The following is a 24,475-nucleotide window of genomic DNA, read 5'->3' on the forward strand; positions in this document are numbered from 1 at the left end:
GGGGTTATTTTTTGTTTCCTAACTTATTCTTATCACCAAAATACACCGCATTCTGGTGCTCATGCCAGATATCGTATTGAGTCATCACTTCAGAAAATAATCGACTGTTTAGATAGCCATTAAGCCAATCGCGGACATACGGGAAAGGGCCATCTCGAAACCAAGGCTTATCGACTCGTGCTAGCTTACGAATGAATGGCACAAGCGCGATATCGACAAGGCTTTCCTTATCACTTAATAGAAATCTATGCTTGTTGAGCAGTCCTTCTAGTTGCACCAGCTCACCCTCACAAACCTTTCGCAGCTCTGCCCTATTCTCTTGATGGTAACGTTTAGCAGCCGCATAAGCCTCTAGTGCGGGAATGAAGCGATTTTCAAAATGCTTGATGAAATCAAGCATCTCATCTAGCTCGTTACGATGAGTTTGTTGCAATAAATTGTAGGGGTCACTTTTATTGAGCGCCCAAAGCATGATATCTAGGCTCTCATCTATCACGAGCAAGGGCTCATCATTCATTGGTTTGGGGAGCACTAATACCGGAACACTCCCCTTGGGCGACACTTCAACCATTTCTATGGGCTTATTGCTTAGCTTTATCGAGCGAATCTCTACAACTTGCTTTGCTTTGACTAGGGCCATTCGCGCTCTTATCGCGTAGGGGCAGTTATGCAAAGAATAGAGAATTGGATAGGGTTGCTTTGTCATCACTTCTCCTTAAATCGTCGCTTTTCGCTGTCATTGAGATAATGGAACTATCAACATTCTGTCTGATATATCTTAGTCATAATAAGCCCAAAATATCCCTTTAATTTAATTAGTTAGTTGATATAGCTAAACGCAATTTTCTGTACTTTACTGAGTAGGTGAGTATCGGAATTATGACAGGAATTATAGATGGCTAGTGAAGACAAAAAGAACATAAAAACAAGTACTTCAGTAAAAGGTGGCGAAGCAACTCATGAGAAAAACAAACTGCTCAAGAAAGTACGACTGTTTTCTCAGGTTAATATAAATGTTCCTCTACCCCGTGAACTTACCTTGATCCTACCATCACTGTCTGTCAATGCCACGAGTGAACAGGCAGTCACAAACGATGACGCCATTGATTCTACTGCTAATGTAATGGCCAACGTTTCCAGTCAAAAAACGAGTCAACAGAACGAGCAAAACTCTGCTTCAGAAAATGTATCTGTTCAGTTTGAAACAAAGGCACATACGCCAACGGATGAGTCAACCGACAATAGGAGTGAAAATCACGGCACAACTGCTCGCTCATCTCACTATTTGTCCACTAAGCTACATCCAATAGTTAATCATATTGCAGCCCCGGTGAATCCCCTTGAGCGCCCTGAAACTCCCTCGCTCACGGGTGAAAAAACACATCAATATGGGACACATCCAAATCCAGGCTCTCATTGGCCGGACAAATTAATTCCAGAAACAGAGCACGCAAGGGATAAAACAAACGGCGACGAGAAGTGCCCAGCTGAACATTCACAAGGTAAAGGAAAATCCCGCCCAACAGGTTCTCATCAAGAATCAAAAAAACACGATGTAGATAAGCCTGTTACCGAGCCTAAACTGCCATTGACTGATCCTAAGACTTCCGAAAAGTCTCATGAGCACCAAACACAGCCCAATCCGACAGCAACCTATATTGATGAGACAATAAAAGGGAAATTTGGCTCACTCCATATCGATACTTCAGGGAAGTATACCTTTACGCTTGACCCTAAATCACCCGCTTACATCCTTTTGCAAAAACAAGAACCAGGCACTGACACATTCACGCTACACCTATCAAATGGTTCCACTACTGTTATCCACATACCGGTACAAGGCAAACAAGATGCCCCTTCGATCAGTGGCGATTTACAAGGGCTTGTAAGAGAAGAGCATCACGTTAATTCTGCGGGCTTAATAAGTACTTCAGGAAAAATTGACGTCGTTGACCCTGACCATAGCGAAAGCTCAGTACAAGCTGAAACAATACAAGGTCAATTCGGCACATTGACGATAAACTCGAAGGGTCAATGGCAATACCAAGTGGATAACTCCCAGAGCAATATTCAAGCGCTCACTCAAAGTACAGCACTGCATGAAACCTTCACCATTCATACGAAAGATGGAACACCGCAAGTCCTAAACATGACCATCGGTGGTGAAGATGACAACGCTATAATCTCGGGCGTAGACAATGGCGCAGTAAATGAAGATCAAACCACACATGTTCAAGGGCAACTTTTGGTAACTGATGCGGATCTTGGGGAGGACCATTTTCAAGCATCCCAAGTTATTGGGGTGTTAGGTACGTTAACCATCACCAAAGATGGAGCGTGGCGTTACGACTTAGACAACGCTAATCCCAAAGTTCAGGCATTAGGACAAGGCGCTACCGCGACAGATACTATTACTGTGACCTCAGCAGATGGTACTCAGCATCAAATTACCATCACCGTTAATGGCACTAACGATTCAGCGGTTATCACAGGCACGGATTCTGGAACGGTGACCGAAGAGTCTCAATTACAAACCTCTGGCACACTGACTGTAACCGATGTGGATACTGGCGAGGCACACTTCTCCAATACTGATGTTGTTGGCTCGCTCGGCACCCTGCACCTCCAAAACAATGGAGCGTGGACGTACCATCTTGATAACACCAATCCGAAAGTGCAAGCCCTCGCTCAAGGCGCGACTGCCACGGATACGATAACCGTGCATTCGGCGGATGGTACACCGCATCAAGTGACCATTACCGTCAATGGCACCAACGATACAGCGGTGATCGCAGGCACTGACTTTGGCTCGGTGACGGAAGAGTCTCAACTACAATCTTCAGGTACACTGAGCGTGACCGATGTCGATACTGGCGAGGCACACTTCTCCAATACCGATGTGGTCGGCGTACTCGGCACTCTACATCTTAAAGAAGATGGCAATTGGACTTACGATCTTGATAACACCAATCCGAAAGTGCAAGCCCTCGCTCAAGGTGCGACTGCCACGGATACAATAACTGTGCATTCTGCTGATGGTACGCCTCATCAAGTGACCATTACCGTTAATGGTACAAACGATACTGCGGTGATCACAGGTACAGACTCGGGCGCTGTAACCGAAGAGTCTCAATTACGAAGCTCAGGGAAACTGAGCGTGACCGATGTCGATACTGGCGAGGCACACTTCTCCAATACCGATGTGGTCGGCACATTTGGCACGTTGCATCTCCAAGACAATGGAGCGTGGACGTACGATCTTGATAACACCAACCCGAAAGTGCAAGCGCTCGCCCAAGGCGCGACTGCCACGGATACGATGACCGTGCATTCAGCTGATGGCACACCCCATCAAGTGACCATCACCGTCAATGGCACCAACGATTCAGCGGTGATCACAGGCACGGATTCAAGCTCAGTGACCGAAGAATCTCAATTACAAACCTCTGGCACACTGACCGTAACCGATGTCGATACCGGCGAGGCACACTTTTCCAATACTGATGTTGTTGGCTTATTCGGCACTCTACATCTCCAAAACAATGGAGCGTGGACGTACGATCTCGATAACACCAACCCGAAAGTGCAAGCCCTCGCTCAAGGTGCGACTGCCACGGATACAATAACTGTGCATTCTGCTGATGGTACGCCTCATCAAGTGACCATTACCGTTAATGGCACCAACGATACTGCGGTGATCACAGGCACTGACTTTGGCTCGGTGACGGAAGAGTCTCAACTACAATCTTCAGGCACACTGAGCGTGACCGATCTCGATACTGGCGAGGCACACTTTTCCAATACTGATGTTGTTGGCTCGCTCGGCACCCTGCACCTCCAAAACAATGGAGCATGGACGTACCATCTTGATAACACCAACCCAAAAGTGCAAGCCCTCGCTCAAGGTGCGACTGCCACGGATACAATAACTGTGCATTCTGCTGATGGTACACCGCATCAAGTGACCATTACCGTCAATGGCACCAACGATTCAGCGGTGATCGCAGGCACTGACTTTGGCTCGGTGACGGAAGAGTCTCAACTACAATCTTCAGGCACACTGAGCGTGACCGATGTCGATACTGGCGAGGCACACTTCTCCAATACCGATGTGGTCGGCGTACTCGGCACTCTACATCTTAAAGAAGATGGCAATTGGACTTACTGTCTTGATAACACCAACCCGAAAGTCCAAGCACTCGCTCAAGGTGCAACCGCCACGGATACGATGACCGTGCATTCTGCCGATGGTACGCCTCATCAAGTGACCATTACCGTTAATGGCACCAACGATACTGCGGTGATCGCAGGAACAGATTCTGGCTCGGTGACCGAAGAGTCTCAATTACAAACCTCAGGGACATTGAACGTTACCGATATAGATACCGGCGAAGCACACTTCTCCAATACCGACGTAGTCGGCACATTTGGCACCTTACACCTCCAAGACAATGGCGCGTGGACTTACGATCTTGATAACACCAACCCGAAAGTCCAAGCACTCGCTCAAGGTGCGACTGCCACAGATACAATAACTGTGCATTCCTCGGATGGTACACCCCATCAAGTCACCATCACCGTCAATGGCACCAACGATACTGCGGTGATCGCAGGCACAGATACTGGTTCAGTAACCGAAGAGTCTCAACTGCAGGCCTCAGGTACATTGAACGTTACCGATATAGATACCGGCGAGGCGCACTTTTCCAATACCGACGTGGTGGGTACATTCGGCACCCTGCACCTCCAAGACAATGGGACTTGGACTTACGATCTCGATAACACCAACCCAAGAGTGCAAGCGCTCGCTCAAGGCGCTACCGCAACGGATACGATAACCATTCACTCTGTCGATGGTACGCCCCATCAAGTGACCATCACCGTTAATGGTACCAATGATACAGCGGTGATAGCAGGCACAGATTCTGGTTCAGTGACCGAAGAGTCTCAATTACAAACCTCAGGGACACTGACCGTGACCGATGTGGATACTGGCGAAGCACACTTTTCCAATACCAACGTGGTCGGCACCCTCGGCACTCTGCACCTCCAAGACAACGGTGCGTGGACGTACGATCTCGATAACACCAATCCGAAAGTGCAAGCACTCGCTCAAGGCGCAACCGCCACGGATACGATGACAGTGCATTCTGCCGATGGTACGCCCCATCAAGTGACCATTACCGTTAATGGCACCAACGATACTGCGGTGATCGCAGGAACAGATTCTGGCTCGGTGACCGAAGAGTCTCAATTACAAACCTCAGGTACATTAAACGTTAGCGATGTCGATACTGGCGAGGAACACTTCTCCGATGTCGATGTAATTGGCACATTCGGCACTTTACACCTCAAAGACAATGGGTCTTGGACTTACAATCTCGATAACACCAATCCGAAGGTGCAAGCACTCGCTCAAGGTGGTGCCGCAACTGACACAATTAGCGTGATGTCAGTCGACGGGACACCTCATCAAATCACTATAACGGTGAACGGCACCAATGACCGCCCAGTGGTATCAGGAACATCCAGTAGCGCAGTCGTTGAGCAGGGATTAAATACCACAGGAACACCCGATGCGAACGGTATTCTAACCGCAACTGATATCGATACTTCGGACACCATTACATGGGCGGTAAATCAGTCTCAGGGACAATTTGGTGTGCTATCGATTGACCAACAAGGACACTGGCATTATCACCTAGACAACTCTGTAGGAGGTGCGGTAGATAAACTCGCTGCAGGTGAACATCAATCTGAATCATTTTGGATTACAGCAACCGACAGTACCGGCGCTTCAACCCCTCAAAAGATTGTCATCGATGTACAAGGTAGCAACGACAAACCCATTGTCAGTGCTTGGACGCAGCTTCCAGCAGGAAAAGAAGATCAACCTGTCACGATAAAAGCATCCGATCTTCTAACCCATGCAAGCGATGTAGACACCACCGACAATCTGCATGTCAGTAATTTGCAAGCCACACACGGAAGCCTAACTGATAATAAAGACGGCACTTATACCTTCACACCAAATAAAGATTTCAACGGTGAAATTCGACTTACCTATGACGTGACTGATGAGCATGGGGGTAGCGTGAGTACGCAAGCGAAATTCGACCTCACCGCTGCACCTGATAACGCCCAAATCGGTTATGCCGCAACAGATAACCATCAAGGTGGTGTGACTGAAGATCGCTATTACATTGATACCCACGATAATCTTCACTTCAATGGCAAATTAGATATCGTTGACCCAGACAAAGGGGAAGCTCAGTTTGATATTAACTTAGGCCCACAGACCTACCAAGGCATCGGGTATGACACTAAACTCGGTGGCCATGTCTTGATAATGCAAGATGGTCGCTACACCTACACCATTCGAGATCATCAACCATTAGTCCAGAACCTGAAACAGGGTGAAACCATCACTGATGAATGTATAGTCAGATCGCAAGACGGCACTCCGTTCACCATCAAAGTAAGTATAAACGGCACCAATGATGCTCCGTCTTTAACCGCTCAACATCACTCTGTTACAGAAGACGGTTCTTTGCTGTCAGGACAGATGGTAGGACACGACATCGACCACGATGCCACGCTAACTTACTCCATTGCGAAACCCATTGATGGATTAACCTTTAACGCTGATGGCAGCTATAGTTTTGACCCAATGAATGCTAGCTACCAACACCTATCAAAGGGACAAACTGAAACACTTACCGTTCCTGTCACAGTGATAGACGAACATGGTGCGAGTGAAACTCAGAACCTCGAGATTGTAATTACAGGCACGAATGACGCAGCTACCATTGCCGGTGTAGATACAGGCAATGTTCATGAAAACCAAGCTGGGCAAAATATGTCGCCGGATTATGCTCAACCAGGCATGTCAAAAATTAGTCATGATGGGTTAATGACGAGCGGTCAGTTGTCTATTATCGATCCCGACTCTGGAGAAGCGAAGTTTGATACAAAAAGCGGGGTCTATTCTTATCACGGTCAGTATGGACATCTACTACTCCGCGAAAACGGTCATTGGGACTACAAAGTTGCAGCAGGCCAGACCGATTGGCTGAGACAAGGAGCGAGCACCACCGTAGGTACAACCATAGATAAATTGGGCTTAGGTGAAACGCTCACTGACACCATTACCGTTCAATCCAAGGATGGCACAACCCATGACATCGTAATCACGATTCATGGTGACAATGACGCACCTTATGTATCTGGTGAAGTTCAACTTAACTCTGGGAAAGAGGATTTACCACAAACCCTTACTCAGACAGAGCTACTCGCCAATAGTATTGATGTTGACCACAATGATCTCGGTAAACTAAGCATTGCTAATTTGCATGCCAACCATGGCTCAATCCTTGATAACAAAGACGGCTCCTATACCTTCACACCAGATAAAGACTACAACGGCCAAGTTCACTTCACCTACGACGTCAAAGATGCTCATGGTGGAACCACACACACTGGAGCAAATACCACACTGGTAGCGACCCCAGATAAAGCCATTATTTCAGAGGTAACTACTGGAAGCGTGATAGAAGACGGGCCACATGCAACGCACAGCAACGGCACAACTACCGAGTTGGCAAGTGGTCAACTTCACGTCATAGACCCAGACAGCGGCGAAAGTAAGTTCCAATACAGCCAATTTGGTGAAACCCGTATTCACGACCCATTTGGCGGAATGCTTCGAATTGATAGCGCGGGTAGCTGGGGCTATAGCGTTGACAATGCGGCTCTGCAACACTTAGCACAAGGGCAAGTTGAAACGGTAACCTATCGAGTACACAGCTTCGATGGTACCGCTTACGACTTAAATATTGATATCGTGGGAACCAACGACGCCCCGACAGTCACTAAGGTGGTTCTCAGCAACGGTACAGAAGATACACATTATCAAATGCAGGCGAGTCAATTTGGTTTCACCGATGTCGACACTGGCGATACGCTGCACTCAATGGCTATCACCGACCTACCACCCGTTGCTCAAGGTAAGTTTGTGCTTGATGGCCACGATATTACGGCCAGTCAGAGTATTCTTGCTGCCGATATCGCGAAGTTACAGTTCATCTCTACCCCAGATTTCAACGGCGATGTTCAGTTTAAGTTTACGGTTAATGACGGACATGTCGACTCACAAGAAGCCACCAATACTCTGCATATCGATGCTGTTGGCGATGCTGCAACAATCTCGGGGCGCGACACTGGAGATGTTCATGAAGGACATACCTATACAGCGCCTGACGGCAGTGTGTCTGGTGGTTACGTCGATGACCGCTCACCAGACCATATGCATGGAAATGTCGGTAAAATATGGAACGACGAAATACACACTGATGGTCATCTGGACATCGTTGACCCAGACTCCGGTGAAAGCCACGCCAAAACAGGCACTTACCAAGGTACGCACGGACATGTGATACTACAGAGTAACGGAGATTGGAGCTACTACGCTTCCATAGGCCAAGATGCTACGGGGAGAAGGATAGATCGTCTCGGTCAGGGTGAATCAATAACCGATACCGTCACCGTCAAATCAGCAGATGGCACCACTCACGATATTCACATTACCATTCATGGCGACAATGACCGTCCATACTGCTCTTCAGAAGTTCAGCTCAACAGTGGAAAAGAAGATCTCGCACAAACCATTACAACGACCGAGTTGCTCGCCAATACTGTAGACGTTGACACGAATGATGCTGGGCAGCTCTCTATCGCCAACCTACGTGCGGATCATGGTACTCTCGTCGACCACAAAGATGGTACATTCACCTTCACACCAGCACGTAATTACAACGGACAAGTTCACTTCACTTACGACGTTAAAGATGCGCATGATGGCGTTACTCATACCGGAGCATCTACGACACTATTGCCGAGCAACGATGCCGCGACCTTACCAACGGCACAAGCTGCGAACTTTGTCACTGAAGACCACCTAAAATCAGGAACACACACCAGTGAATTATGGTCTGGGTGGAAAAACCTCGATATTCAGGATATTGACTCACCATCGGAGGCAAAAGTGACTCAAATAGTGGTCAACGGTGTCACACATACTGTGCCTGCAGACTTCGCGATGAACCTAACGGGTGCGCACGGCACCTTTAACTTCACACACTCGACCGATGGCCACAATAAATGGAGTTATAGCGCAGACAATACTCATGCCGAGATTCAACGCCTGAGCAGTGGTGAATCACTAACAGATACCATCACGTTGATTACATCAGATGGAACTCGAATCCCTCTTACCGCCAAAATCTTAGGCACCGATGACCATGTGGTTATCGATACTCCTGATGCGCTGACTGCAGCACTGGGTACTGCCGTTGAAGATAAGATCACGTCAATTTCAGGCACCTTACTTGCCCACGATTCTGACAGCAAAGACTCCGTCACATTTACAGCAGGTGATTCGGTTGGTTCATTCGGCACACTACATGTTGATAGTAACGGGCAATGGCATTACGACCTAGACCACTCAAAAGCCAATGCTCTTCAACCAGGTGAAACCAAAGCAGAAGGTTTTGATATCACTGCAACATCAACAGATGGTTCTACTGCGACCAAGCATATTGAAATCTTGGTTCAAGGCAGTAATGACAAAGCGACAATTACGGTGGTCTCAAATCCAGACGTGCACGAAGACAGCTCATCGACGCCTGTTGAGGTAATATCTGGTCAACTGAGTGTCGTCGACCCTGACCACGGCCAATCCGAATTTTCAACAGATGTTGGCAAACGTCATGATCCATTCAACAGCGGTGTTCACGGCGGTCTTCATATCTCTAAAGATGGTTCTTGGACTTATACCGTTAACAACCGTCAAATTCAGCAACTCGCCGCAGGCCAAGAGGAGCATGTCCAGTACAACGTACATACCATCGGTGGTGATACTCATGTAATTAACATCAAGATCGTCGGAACCAACGACGATCCCGTGTTATCGGTGACTCAGACAACCCCAACAACAGGAACACTCTCCGAAACTGATATCGATACAAACGACACTCATGCTTTCTCTGTCGTCAGTTCAACCGGGCACTTCGGTTCGCTCTCAGTCGACCCAGATTCTGGAGCTTATGTCTACACGGCAAATGGTTCGGTGGCAGGGATGAGCTATAACACAGTCACTCAGACCTATCATGGCATCGATGTCTTTGAGGTCAAAGTAGTGGACAATCATGGTGGCGAATCAACGAGATTTATGACTTTTGATACCAATGGTCAGGTGTCAGTTATACCGGGGCAACAACCGACTGTTTCAACTTCTGTGCCGGTCAACCCACTCATTACGGCAACGCAACCAAGCTTGCCAGCAGAAACAAACACTCCGCCAAGCAATGCAGTCACCGTTGATTTAGCAACGCCGAGTGACACTGGCGCATCAAATTCTGACAACCTCACCAAAGACAATACCCCTACTATCACGGGACAAACCGATATCCCCTATTCACAAGTGACCATTTATGAAGGTACCAAACCTATAGGGCACACGGTATCTGATGGAACTGGTCAATATAGTGTTGCAGTAAGCAGCTTAACCGATGGCAATCATAATCTATCAGCTTTAGCGTTAGCGCCTGCCGCAGCAGTACCAGTAACATCTTCCCCTCTTTCTATTCATGTTGATACGACCATTACGCCACTACAAATATCCTTAACGCAGGATACGGGAAGTAACACATCTGACTTAACCACCAGCGATGGTTCACTGACGATTACGGGGCAAGAATCTGGTGCGCTCATTGAATACTCGACGGACAATGGTCACACTTGGACATCAAGTTTTACGCCACAGCAAGGTTCAAATACCGTTTGCGTGAGACAAACGGATGTTGCGGGGAACGTATCAACCAGCAGCTCTTTAACCTTTACTTTAGATAACTCATCACCCGCGCCAACGGTAACACTAGCCACCGATTCTGGGAACTCTTCCTCAGATAACATTACCAATGTTGGCGACCTCAACATTGGAGGGATTGAACAAGGTGCGACAGTAGAATATTCCGTCGACCATGGGGGCCATTGGAGCACTCAATTCACACCAGTGGAAGGCGTAAATACCGTTCAGGTTAGACAGACTGATGTCGCGGGTAACGTATCGCCTTCGACCTCTTTGACCTACACATTAGATACCTCTGCAAGTGCGACTGACGATACCAACACCGCGGTAGAAGACACAACAACTCAACTCTCGGGCAACGTCTTAGCCAATGATTTAGATGCTCAATCAGTGATATCAACCGGTGATATTCAAGGTCAATACGGGTTGTTCCACCTGAACTCAGACGGTAGCTATACCTATACATTGAACAATAACTTGGCTTCAGTTCAACAGCTTAGTTCAGGTTCTAAACCACTCGTCGATACGATTAGTTATACCGCACAAGATGCAGCAGGGAACCAAGCTAATGCTCATCTTGCGATCTCAATCCAAGGTACTGATGAGCCCCAGCAACCGCCAACAACTCTGGTCAAGCCTGCCCAAATTACGGGTGGTGCTGGACACCAAGATCTTCATGCGTCGCTTGGTATACCACCACAACACCACACTGGCACCACTCAACATCATGGTTGGGGTATTCTCACTAGTGGAGGTAGTGTCGTCACAAGCTTACATGGCCAATTTGGTACTTTACATGTCGACCCCAATACTGGGCATCTCGACTACGATTACAGTACCTCTTCGGGTGTGATTAAAACACACACCGGAGGCAGTTATGGTTCTGGTACTGATGAAACCGACTCTTTCATTCTCACTCTCGATGGCTCACGAGACTCTCAAGTTGCGGTACATTTACACCTACATTCTCAATCTATACATGGCCATAGTGGTCACCATATCGATATGACAACACTGACTGGGATTGATGTATCGCCATTGTCACCACCACCTCCGCCACCAGTATTAAGTCAATCAGATGAAGTGGCTGATGTGGATACTTTGGATGTTGATATCACGTTACCAGCGAACACAGAAGATGACCAACACTACGTAAGCCAGTACAACACCTCTCATCAAACGAGCCATGCTGATATCAGCGACTCATCACATGGCGCTGCAGCTTACCTTTCTGCACTGGGTATTGAAGCGACACAAACAACGCACGATACCTCGGCTCATGCCGCATTACCGGATGATATCGATATCGTATTTGCTGATACACAAGAGCCCGTAGATAATTCACCGTTAGCGCCTGACGGAACAGAGGGATCGGCACATGAAGGTGAGCATCAGGACGACAAACATGAGGACCTCATCAACCCTGATGAGCATCATGATCAAGGTGACCCTAGTAGCTTCATTGACCCATACTAGACTTCATTAAACTTAAGCCAATAAAAACGGGCAGCGAATCTGCTGCCCGTTTTGGTATTTCAATTGAGGATCGCCTATCGTTCACCAAACGCAACACTCAAATTGGTATAAATAGGCTTCCAAAGGTATTGAAATACCGACTTTTCGCCGGTAGTTATGTCAGCTTCCCCGGTCATACCAGGTAGAATTGCAAAGCGCTCTGGATCATCGTGAAAATACGGCTTTTCAACCGATACCACGACTTCATAGAAGAGTTCCCCACGTTCATTTTGACTCGTCGTTGGAGAGATGTTCTCCACCTTTCCTTGCAACGCGCCAAACCGACTATAGTCAAAAGCGTCGACCTTAATTCGTGCAGATTGCCCTTCACGTACAAAGCCTATGTCTCTTGGTGAGAGTTTCGCTTTGAAGTTTGCCTTACCTGTAATGGGAACTATTTCAACCACGGTTCCTCCCGGCTGGATTACTCCGCCCACTTGGGTACTTGGGACACTCTGAACAAGCCCCTTGAGGGGGGACGTTACCACCGTATTCAACACCTTAGCTTCGCTTGAGCGAACTCGCGCATTTAGCGCAGAAAGATCAGAGACTGCTTTAGAGCGCTCGTCACTGACTTTAACTCTTGCTTCCGCCAATAGCTGCTCGATTTTCTGCTCATTTGTGGCCGCTTGTTTCTCGAGAACAGAACGTTTTCCAAGCGCCTCTGCGATTTGCTGCTCGATACTTGCTAACTTTTGTCTCATCTCTAGCACCCTTAAGCGCGAGATGTTTCCTGCCTTGAGGCCTTTTTCAAGTATTGTAAGCTCTTGCTTTGTGGCTTGAACTTGCTTTTCGTATGAGGGTAATGCTTTATTGACCGAGCGAAGCTGCTCAGCAATTTGTTCGCTGTCTTTTTCTAGCACGACACGTTGTTGGTAGAATAACGCTTTTTGAGCACTCAACTGTGCTTGCTGTTCACTGACTAACGATGGGTATTCAACGGAATATAGGGAAAAATCAGGCTCTCTTTGATCGAGCAACGCATTCATTCTTTCGATACTCAGGTTAAGCGTAACTTGTTGAGACTTGAGTTCGTCTAACGTTGTATTTTGGAACGTCGCATCAAATTCCACCAAAGCTTGCCCTGCTTCGACTAAGTCCCCTTCTTCCACTAATACTCGTTTGAGCTTACCACCAATTTCACTCTGTAATATTTGCCTTTCCCCTTCAGGCACTACCGACCCTTTCGCCTTTGCTATCTCATCGACTTGTGTCATCAAGGACCAAACAGCGAAGGCAAGTACACAGACTGCCACAGCCCATGTCGCAACGGCTAGAGATCTCGCTGTTGCCTTCGATTCCACTAACTCACCATATTGTTGATTAGCCATTCGATACCTCTTCGCCCATCGCCGTTTGATTTGAATGTTGATGTTCTGGTGACTCTGCCTCCAATGGTCCAGCGTAAGCTACAGCGCCATCATTGAGCACAACCACTTTGTCTGCCAGCTTGATTAAGTCTGGGTCATGAGAAGAAAAAATAATCGTCGCTTTCCCTCTTCTAGCGTTTATAAACTCAGAGAAAAGCCTCTTAGCTTTAGGGTGATAATCTGGAACCGGATTATCCATAAGCATCATTTTATGCTCGTAAACCACGGCTTTTGCATCAATGAGAACCTGTGCAACCGTACCGGAAAGTATGTCGAACAAGCTATCAGGCATCAGGGAACTGATCACCGTATCCAGCCCGTCAGGCAGAGACTCAAGCCATAAATGCCCGCCAACTTTTTCCAATGCTTCCTCCATCTGCTGATCACTTATCTGATTACCATCAGATAACCACTCACGCACGGACAATGAAAGTAGGTCCGGATAAGCAGCACGAATAAAACACCAGTGGCGGAACAACTGAGGATCGTATTGAGATAGATTCACCCCTTCTAACTCAACGGTGCCATTTTGCACAACCTGTAAGCCGGCAAGCGCCTCTATCAATGTCGATTTCCCACTGCTCGATGGGCCTGCTATCGCCACAACCTCTCCTCTTTCAACATTGAAACTCACAGCAGAAAGCGCTGGCCGAGATTGTTTCGGGTAACGGAAAGTCACTTGGTCGACGTTTATGGCTGGAGCCCCCGTTGGTAGCGTATGGTGCTGATAACTAAAGTCACGTTCAGAGGACTGGGTTAAGAGTCGATTGATCTGTAGCTTTGACTGACTAAAACTTGAAAATCTTGATGCGCTGTTCGCAAGCATCTGTGCTGGGCCGGTGACACGTGATATCAGCATCATTGAGGCAATGAGTCCGCCCGGGGTCAGAACGTCTTCAAAGATTAGACCAATACCTAATCCCATCACTGATATGGTCGCGCATAAGGTAATCGCGTAGTAGATTGAAGTGAATTTATGTTGACGAACTGCCTGATCGAACCCATTTTTCGCAGCGAGATAGTTGGCTTTTTCAAACCGTTTGAACCAATAGTGAGCAAACCCCGAACTGCGCAAAAACACCAGCTTTGAAGCAAGTTCATTAATCAGATTCTGTCGATTAGTTCCTGCAATTGTCGACTGCATCGCTCCCCTTCGGGTGGCGGTCATAGCTCTGTTTGCAAGAAAAAAATAGAGTGCGAGCGCAACGATGGGTACCACAACCAACCAACCACCTAAAACGCCTATTGCGAAAATAAATAACAGGACGAAAGGCAAGTCAAACAGTGCTCCGCCTAAAGGCCCGGACAGTATGCTGGACACTCTTTCGGAGAGCAATATTTGGTTTTGTTGACTCGAAGCTGTCGATTGCTGGTTCTGGGCATAAGCGTTTTTAAGGAGTTTTTTCACCAATGCTTGAGAGACTTCACGGCTTACCCGATTCGATAAATTCACTAGAACACGACTTCTGAGAGTTTTTAAAACTCCCATCATCACAAACAGTAGACCCGCTCCAACAGCAATCCCCATCAGCTCATGAGCCGCATCACCGGCAATGACATGGTCATAAATGGCCATCGTAATAAAGGGAATGCAAAGTGCGAACAGATTTGTAAACAAGGTGACCAATAACAGCCTCGGAATAATCGATTTGAATGCGCTTAACCTTTCTCCAACCCAATCAGTTGGGTGTTTTTCTAAAGGCTGGCCCAAAATCACGACGTAGTAGTCTGCTCTTTTCGATGAGTTTGCAGCATCCGTAGGAGAAAGAACTTCAACTTTGTCATCTCCGTAAAAGGCTAACACATGCTTTCCGTCTTGTTCTCGAGTTAGGTTAGGTATCACCTCGTAAGGCAAGTGAATCCGGTCAAACAATGACAACAATTCATCAGCATTATGAATGCCGTTTTCTTCAATCCACTGCTTCGCAAATAGCTGGATATTAGTGCTGACTTCGAGCCCTTTTAAGAGCAAAGCGCTTGATGTTTCGTAGTTTTTACTCATCTTGCTTCCCCTTGCTCACATGGAACAATTGCTGCTCTTTTGTCGGCTATATCGACCAAAGCCGGATAATGCGTGACGAGGACGATAATTCGACCTCGTTGCTTTTCTTCTTCCAATACCTTTATGAGCGCGGCTAGACCATCAAGGTCTAACGAAGCATCCGGTTTGTCTAAAATAACGATATTGGTAGGGGCAGCCAGTTGTGTCGCTATGTTCAATAGCTTGATATTACCCATACTTAATGGGCTCGACGGTGTATGTCCCACTTTCGTTTCTAGGCCTTCACTCAACTGTGAAAGTTTGCCTGCCAACCCAAGTCTTTGCGCATATTCTCGCGCTTTGTCGGTCCTTTCTGGGTCAAAACCACACAAGTTGTCGAGTAAAGTGCCACTCACTAATTGGCCTTTAACCCCAACATAGGACGTAATACTCGATAAAACCGATAAGCTTGTCGAAATACCGTTCACTTCTAAATCGCCGCTTAAGGGTTCATCTACCCCTGCTAATAGGCCAGCAAAATAACTGTCAACATGACGCTCTTCGCTCGTAAGCAGAACGACTTCACCACTATCAGCGATAACCGTTGTTTCAAAAGGTTGCGCGTATCTATACGCTATCAACTTTTTGATGGATAGAGAACCTACTTTGCTGTTCTGTTCCGTTGGTTCTTGTGCTGAAGAAAGGCGCTGGACTTGCTCGATTGATTGCTTGGCAGTATGAATCGTGTTTAGTTTCACACGCATTCCGATTAAAGCACTTAAGGGGGCAACGGCTCGGCCGGAAAGGATTGAACACGCCGCTAAACCGCCGGTAGTAAGATCGCCATTTAACACCCATAAGGCCCCTGTCACTACAATCACAACCGACGTCATTAAAGAGGCTAACTGGATAAACTCAAGAGCAAACGCATTTTGCTGCTCTTCACTTGATTTAGATAGAAACTTAGCGTCATTTGAACGTTTGAACTGGCTGTACAATCGAGACTCTACAGCTTGTCGCTTAATGCCTTGTAGGTTTTGCCCCAACAACAACATAAAGCCCCTTCTCTCTTGTTCCTTACTCGATGCTACATCACCCAAGCGCTTAGACTTCAGAGAGGCGACCCAAACAATGATGGTTGCTGCTAGCCAAACCACAATAGGCACGACAACCAGAGTCCCTCCGATGTAATAAACTAAAGACAAAAACAGGAACGCAAACGGCAAATCAATAAACCCAGCCACTATGCCGCCGGAATACCACTCACGAACCTTAGACGTAGAAGATAACGCATTATCCACACCTGCTGCGCCAACTTTTCTTAGTGCATCAGCGTTGGCGAGTGTTATTTTCTTTACAAGGTCATCATATGTGTTTTTTTCGGTATTGCTCGCGGCGGCAGACAGTAACCAACTACGAACAAAGCGAATTAACGCCTCTAGTAAGACCGCGACACACGCGCCTGCTATCAATACCGTCGCAGTGCCATAGCTTTGGTTGGGCAAGATTCGATCATAGATCTGTAAAACGGTGAGTGGAACAGCAAGAGATAACAGATTGATGAGGATTGACGGGACGAGAACCCTCTTAATTACGTCCTTGTTGACCGTGCGCGTCAGTTGCATACCTAACCCCTATTTGTACTTATGAAATAAGGTTGGTACAAGGCAGGTAGCAATTCAAGTTAAGAGCCTGAATTTAGTGTTAAATTCCCTTCGATTGACATATCTAAGGCTCAAGAAGATCTAAAGTTCTCTAGTTGTACCATTCACTCAAGAAAAGTTGCTCTACAAAACTCGCTATATCTTTGAGAGCAACTACATATATTGATGGTTAAACTCTAAGCGTATTAGTACGGCCTAGAGTTCAATTTTTTTAACCATTCCCGCCTCGGCATGACCAGGCATATTACAGGCAAACTCAACCTCTTTTTCACCATGAAAGTGCCACAGAATTTGCTTGGCTTTACCGGGCTCAACGGTGACAGAGTTTCCACTATCATGCATGTGATCGCCTGACATATTCTTCATCATTTCGCGGTGGTCAAGCTGTTCTTTTGGCGAGCCAATCACAAACTCATGGTTCATTTTGCCCGTGTTCATTACAACAAACTGAACCACATCGTTAAGCTCAATCTTCACATCGCGCTTAAACTCCATCGTCATATCGTCACTGAGCACAACGTGCACCACTTTGTCTGGCTTGGCACCTGTCGCGGGCATACCCACAGCGGACATACCCTCCATGCTCATATTTGAGTGATCCATTTTACTGTGGTCCATATGTTCCGAGCTTGCCATTGCGTTTCCAGTCACAACAGTTAGAGCGAGTGCGATTAGAGTAGCTTTCATAATTATGTCCTTTTTGCTTATTGGGTAGCGACAGTCATCAACAGTGACTGTCACGAATTTAAGTTAATTTGCGTTTGAAGATTGCGTGATTTCACGCTGTTTCCAGAGTTTAAAAATCGCTGGAATCACTACCAGTGTTAGCACTAGCGCTGACGCCATTCCTCCGATCATTGGGGCAGCAATTCGCTGCATCACTTCTGAACCGGTGCCTACGCCATACATGATTGGAATGAGACCAATAATCACAGTGAGTACTGTCATCATTACGGGCCTCACACGTAAGCCCGCGCCTTCGCGGATTGCTTCAATGAGTGATTGCTGACTTAACGACTTGCCCTTCTCTGAAGCCTCAAGCTTTTTGTAGTGCCATGCTTGATTGAGATAAACCAGCATGATGACCCCGATTTCAACCGCTACCCCTGCGAGCGCTATGAAGCCGACCCCGACGGCAATAGAGAAGTTGTAGTTGAGGTGATGCATTAACCACAGCCCGCCAACCATTGCTAGAGGAAGGGTAAGCATGATGATCATCACCTCGCCGACTCTTCGGAAGCTAAAGTAAAGCAGCAGCATAATGATCGCGATGGTGATTGGAACCACGATACTCAAGCGCTCTTTCGCGCGCTCCATGTATTCATATTGACCAGACCAGTTAAGGGAATAACCTGCGGGTAGGGCCAACTCTTCAGCGACCAAGCGCTGTGCTTCTTCTACGTATGAGCCCAAGTCACGGCCATCAATATCCACAAACACCCAACCATTCGGTCGCGCATTTTCAGTCTTGATCATCGGCGGGCCATCTTCATAGCGAACATCGGCCACATCCGCCAAGGCGATACGCGCGCCATTTGGGGTAACCAGAGGTAAGTTCTGCAGCTTAGTCACCGAATCACGGTAGCTTTGAGGATAGCGAACATTGATTGGGTAGCGCTCCAGGCCTTCAATGGTCTCACCCACATTCATGCCGCCAATTGCGGTAGAGATGACCTGCTGCACATCGCTGATGTTGAGGCCGTAGCGAGCCGCAGCACGTCGATTAATATCAATCGTCACATAACGCCCACCAGCGACACGCTCTGCATACACCGAAGCGGTGCCTTCTATCGTATTGAGTAGTGGTTCAAGTTGTGCCCCAATGCCTTCAATGACCTCTAGCTCGGGGCCCGCAATCTTGATACCGATCGGTGTTTTTATCCCGGTCGCCAGCATGTCAATACGCGTTTTAATCGGCATGACCCATGCGTTAGTTAACCCAGGGAACTGGATCAGGCTATCAAACTCTCGGCGTAACGAGTCTGTTGTCACGCCTTCACGCCACTCTTCGCGCGGTTTTAATTGAATGACCGTTTCAATCATCGTCAGTGGCGCAGGGTCAGTCGCGGTCTCAGCACGACCCACTTTCCCCCACACGGTCTCCACTTCCGGTACAGTCTTAATCAGCTTATTCGTTTGCTGTAAAAGCTCTCTCGCTTTACCGATAGAGACACCTGGGTAAGTGGTTGGCATGTACATCAAGTCTCCCTCATCTAGAGGAGGGATGAACTCACTACCTAACTTAGATGTTGGGTAATAGGCCGAGGCCATCAAGGCAAGTGCCAACACAATGATGGTTTTCGGGTATTTCAAACTCGCGTTAAGCATTGGCTTATATAGGGAAATTAAGCCTCTGTTAACGGGGTTTTTATGTTCGGGCAATACATTGCCTCGAATGAAATAGCCCATCAGAACTGGAACGAGCGTAATTGCAAGGCCCGCAGCGGCGGCCATTGCGTAGGTTTTGGTAAACGCCAGTGGAGAGAACATCTTGCCCTCTTGCCCTTCTAGCGCAAACACAGGCATAAAACTTAACGTAATGATAAGCAGTGAAAAGAACAAAGGCGCGCCCACCTCTTCTGCTGCTTTGGTAATGACTTGCCAACGATTGTTATCATTGAGAGGTGTGCGCTCAATATGCTTGTGCACATTCTCAATCATTACGATAGCCCCATCCACCATCGCGCCAATCGCGATGGCGATCCCTCCTAATGACATGATGTTGGCATTAATGCCTTGCCAGTGCATGACGATAAACGCCGACAAAATACCAACGGGTAGGCTCAACGCAATCACCAAGGAGGAGCGAATATGGAATAGGAACAGAGCACAAACGATCGCGACCACGATGAACTCTTCAGCCAGTTTCTTCCATAAGTTTTCAACTGCAGCATCGATTAGCGTCGAACGATCATAGGTTGTGACAATCTCCACGCCCTGTGGCAAGCTTCTTTGCAGATCTTCCAGTTTGTTTTTCACCTTCTCGATCACTTCGCTTGCGTTTTCGCCAAAACGCATCACAACAACCCCACCAACGGCTTCACCTTCTCCATTAAATTCGGAGATGCCTCGACGCATTTGTGGCCCCAAGTTGATGTCTGCAATATCACCCAGTAGCAGTGGCGTACCATTTTCAGTGACTTTCAATGGCAGTGATTGGATATCTTCAACGCCAGATAGGTAACCTGTTGTACGAACCATATGCTCAGCCTCGGCATTTTCAATCACCGACGCTCCGGTCTCCTGGTTGCCATTTTTGATCGCCATATTGACTTGTTGTAGCGTTAAGTCGTATGCACGTAACTTAGCTGGGTCAATTTGAACTTGATACTGCTTAACCATCCCTCCAACCGTGGCAACTTCCGATACGCCATCGACGGTTTGCAGTTCATACTTCAAGAACCAATCTTGAATACTTCGTAGCTCAGCTAAGTCGTGTTGGCCGGTTGTATCTTGCAAGATGTAGTTAAACACCCAGCCGACACCCGTCGCATCGGGCCCCAACGTCGGTTTCGCACTCGGCGGAAGGTTAGGTGCTACCTGACTCAAATACTCTAATACACGTGAGCGTGCCCAATACATATCGGTATCATCATTGAAAATGATGTACACGTACGAGTCACCAAAGAACGAGAAGCCTCGTACCGTTTCAGCCCCCGGCACTGCTAGCATTGCCGTGGTAAGGGGGTAAGTCACTTGATCTTCCACTACCTGCGGCGCTTGCCCTGGATAGCTGGTCTTGATGATCACCTGTACATCTGACAGATCTGGAATGGCGTCGACAGGGGTATTCTTAACGCTATAGAGCCCACCGAGCACCAAACTTAATGTGGCAAGCATGACCAAAAAACGGTTGCGGATAGACCAACGAATAATGGCACCAATCATTGTTCACCCTCGCCTTTCTTTATAGCTTTCAACACATAATCTGAGCCTTGCTTCTCTACCAAAAATTCGACGCTTTGTGCTTCAACGTAATCTGTAAGGTCAACACTTGGGTCAGCGGTAAAGTTCATCTCTCCGGCCGACCAGCCCCAAACATCAACAGCATCGTGAGACAGAGTAATCATGCCAAAATCTGCCATCAACATCGTAATGTCTCCACGTACCCATACTTGGTTGATCACAGGCGTTTGATCCACTTTCAGTTCAACAATTTCATACATGCCATCTGGTGTTTTTTTCATCTCGAACTCGATGGCTTGCCCTGACTCAAGCCCTTCTGAAGTCACATCCTCTGCTAGATTAAAGTTCATCACCATTCCCGGCCAATCCCACTCCGGAACTGGTTGGTGGTTAATCGTCAACATGGCGTGATCTGGCATGACGTCGGTGATCTCTCCTTTAGCCCAAACCGTCTCTGCGGGCACCTCTACACCATTGATGCGTTCAAGGTCTGCACTTTGAGATGACTCTGAATCAAGCATAAAGTGGGCTGATGTGACGACTTTGTCCTCTAGCGATAACCCTTGCGTTACTTCAATACGCTCACCCGCTTCACGGCCCACCTCAATGCGGGCTGAGCGATACTTGCCTTCTCCCTCTGACAACACGACTCGAGTCATTCCACCAGAACGAATCACCGATGAGCGTGGAATCGTCAACACCTGCTCTGATGTTTGTGGCCGCAAAGCGATGTTAGCGAACATGTTGGGTTTAAGCTCACCCATCGGGTTATCAAATTTAAGTCGAACTCGAAGCGTACGAGTTTTCGGGTCTAATATCGGGTAGACATAATCGACTTCTCCCTGCCACTCCTTACCCGGAATCGCATCAAGTGTCATGGTCGCGAGACTACCGGATTCAATCCAGTGAGACTGGCGTTCAAAGACTTCAGCATCCACCCATACCTCTGCCAGAGGCCCTGCACTGATTGCCGCTTGCGCAGGTGAAAGATAACCACCCTCGCGAACATTTAAACTCGCTATCACCCCATTGGCCGGGGCTTTAACTGCAATATTTTGCACCACACGTCCACGACGTTTGATGCTATCAATCTGGCCTTTATCAACGCCTAACGTCATTAAGCGCTCTGACGCGCCTTGGACTAGTCCTTTACGCCCGCTGCGATATGCGTTGAGCAGCTCCTCTTGCGCTTTCACTAACTCAGGGGAATAGAGGGTAAACAGCGTGTCGCCTCGTTTAACATGATCGCCCACCGCATTGACATTAAGCTTTTCAACCCAACCAGCAACCCGCACATTGGTTTGCCAAAGCAGACTCTCATCGAAGGCGACATAACCTACAGTCTCTATTCTTGGAGACAATGCCTCTTTTTGTACCAATGCCGTTTTCACGCCCAGATTGTTCTCCACCGCTGGGTCAATGGTAACTGTACCGGGCTTATCATTGCCGCCCGCCAGATCTTCTGCGTACACCGGGATAAGATCCATCCCCATCGGCGATTTTCCTGGCTGATCGCGCTGATAATTAGGGTCCATTGGCGCAACCCAATAGAGTGGCTTATTACTTTCTTGAGCCGCACTGCTCATGTCCGACATATTGTGTCCGGACATGGAGAACCAATGACTTGCGGAATAGCCAAGAGCGCCGCCAATAACAAGGGCTAGAATTGCAACTTGATGAGTTTTATTCATTTTCTTTTTGCCTTTTTACTCTTCAATTTTGAGTTGTGGTGACGCTACTTGGTATTCAAAGCCACCTAATAAAGCAGCCAGCGAGCTGTTAACAACGCTTAAATCAGTAATGAGTCGTTGATATTCAAGCTGCAAAGTCAGTTCATCCATCGATGCTTGAATCACGTCACTGTATTGTGCGGTATTGTTCTGATAACCGCGCTCAACGGCCTGAGTTCTCGCTTGGGACTGATTTAATAGCGTTGATTGGTATCGATCTAGTCGCTGCTCTAAGTTGACACGATCAACAATCAACGCATTAACTCGGGCATTCAGTTGTGCTAACACCACATCTTTTTGCGAGCGTGCTGCACCGACTTGGAATTGGGCCGCTGACAGTTCTCGGTCTTGACGATTATCGGTAAACAGTGGGATATCCATTGTGAGATAAGCACTCACTAGGTCTGAAGCTGGGCCTGACATATTGTCGGCTTGTCGATAGGCGTACATCACCTCTACACCAAACTGGGGAGTGTAGGCCTGCTCTGCCAACTCGACTTGAGTCTCCGTAGCAGCAATGCTGGCATCAACCATTTTCACCATTGGATGTTGGTTAAGTTTTTGATAGTGCTGATGAGAGTCAATATGATTGGCGAGATAACTATCGAGCATCGGCCAAGTCAACTGATTGCTAGCTTTTAGCTCTTTGTTTCGAGTCACCCAATCATCTCCCAACCACTCGGAAAGTTGAGAAAGTAGACGCCTTTGCATCTGTGCATTGCTTTGAAGCTTTTCGTCCAACTGACTGATTTTCAGCTGCGCGTTGAGTACATCTTGTGCTTCGCTTTTCCCTAAGCCGTAATTGGTTTGTATGAACTGCTCTAGCTCAACCAACAATGAGCGATTGGCTTTAAGGGTTTGTTCAGCATATTGCTGATAACCGAGCTCAAGCCAAAGCTGGGACATGCTCTGAGTAACATCTAGCTCACGACTATTTACTTGCAGCCCAATACCATCTGCTTTTTGATTGGCTTGTTTTTGTCTTAGGTCTAGCGTCGCTCCACGCTCGAACTGTTGCATCAAACCGACTGAGATGTTAGTCATTGGGTCGTCGTCGAACTTAAAGCTATCGACTGGAAGGCCACCAAAACCTACTTTGAGTTTTGGATCCATCAGGGTGGATTGCGCGACACCTGTCTCTCTCATCGCTTGAGATTGGGCGAAGTATTGTTTGCGCCCATGGTCATTCTCTAACGCCAGTAGAACAAGTAAATCTAACTGAGATTTCGTGTTAGCTTGTTCCTTCGCCGACATAGAGGCCACGCTCACATCATGCGCGATAACGGCAGAAGAAATGAACACACCAACGGCTATCACACTCATTGCTAATTGATTTTTCACAATTTATTCCTTTTGGAAACACTACAAGAACGAAGCGAAAAGGAACACGCAGGTCAATTTCTTGTCTTTCTTGGAGCGTCAAATATTGTTAAGCGAACTCT

The 24,475-nt window shown here is 47.5% G+C and carries 9 protein-coding genes; 1 reads left to right on the forward strand and 8 read right to left on the reverse strand.

The window, feature by feature from the left end; genetic code table 11:
• Window positions 1-4: 4 nt before the first annotated feature.
• Complete coding sequence (locus GT360_RS08450) at window positions 5-706, reverse strand: glutathione S-transferase (RefSeq protein ID WP_164648442.1); 702 nt, start codon at window positions 704-706, stop codon at window positions 5-7.
• A 189-nt stretch (window positions 707-895) separates the two neighbouring features.
• On the opposite strand from GT360_RS08450, the gene GT360_RS21890 reads away from it, so the two are divergent.
• Window positions 896-12,343 (forward strand): VCBS domain-containing protein, encoded by an 11,448-nt coding sequence (locus tag GT360_RS21890; protein WP_239502538.1) that lies wholly within the window; start codon window positions 896-898, stop codon window positions 12,341-12,343.
• Between the two features lie 74 nt (window positions 12,344-12,417).
• Here GT360_RS21890 and GT360_RS08470 read toward each other — a convergent pair whose 3' ends face one another.
• The 7 genes from GT360_RS08470 to GT360_RS08500 form a co-directional block, all read right to left on the reverse strand.
• The gene (locus tag GT360_RS08470; RefSeq protein WP_164648443.1) at window positions 12,418-13,713 is read right to left on the reverse strand and encodes an HlyD family type I secretion periplasmic adaptor subunit; all 1,296 of its coding nucleotides are present in this window, start codon (window positions 13,711-13,713) and stop codon (window positions 12,418-12,420) included.
• A complete protein-coding gene (locus GT360_RS08475) occupies window positions 13,706-15,754 on the reverse strand; it encodes an ATP-binding cassette domain-containing protein (RefSeq protein WP_164648444.1) in 2,049 nt (682 codons plus the stop codon). Before GT360_RS08475 ends, GT360_RS08470 begins: the two co-directional genes overlap by 8 nt.
• Window positions 15,751-17,358 (reverse strand): ABC transporter transmembrane domain-containing protein, encoded by a 1,608-nt coding sequence (locus tag GT360_RS08480; protein ID WP_164648445.1) that lies wholly within the window; start codon window positions 17,356-17,358, stop codon window positions 15,751-15,753. The genes GT360_RS08475 and GT360_RS08480 overlap by 4 nt, the downstream gene beginning before the upstream one ends.
• Before the next feature lie 234 nt (window positions 17,359-17,592).
• Window positions 17,593-18,084 carry a copper-resistant cuproprotein CopI gene (gene copI, locus GT360_RS08485; RefSeq protein WP_164648446.1) on the reverse strand — a complete coding sequence of 164 codons (492 nt, stop codon included), beginning with the start codon at window positions 18,082-18,084 and terminating at the stop codon, window positions 17,593-17,595.
• A 63-nt stretch (window positions 18,085-18,147) separates the two neighbouring features.
• Window positions 18,148-21,285, reverse strand: coding sequence for an efflux RND transporter permease subunit (locus GT360_RS08490; RefSeq protein ID WP_164648447.1), 3,138 nt, complete (start codon window positions 21,283-21,285; stop codon window positions 18,148-18,150).
• Entirely contained in the window at window positions 21,282-22,994 is a 1,713-nt protein-coding gene (locus GT360_RS08495; RefSeq protein WP_164648448.1) for an efflux RND transporter periplasmic adaptor subunit, read from the reverse strand. The genes GT360_RS08490 and GT360_RS08495 overlap by 4 nt, the downstream gene beginning before the upstream one ends.
• Window positions 22,995-23,009: 15 nt before the next feature.
• On the reverse strand, window positions 23,010-24,356 hold the full coding sequence (locus GT360_RS08500; protein ID WP_164649625.1) for a TolC family protein: 1,347 nt from the start codon (window positions 24,354-24,356) through the stop codon (window positions 23,010-23,012).
• Window positions 24,357-24,475 lie beyond the last annotated feature (119 nt).

The organism is Vibrio astriarenae (genome assembly GCF_010587385.1).
In the GTDB taxonomy this organism is placed as follows: domain Bacteria; phylum Pseudomonadota; class Gammaproteobacteria; order Enterobacterales; family Vibrionaceae; genus Vibrio; species Vibrio astriarenae.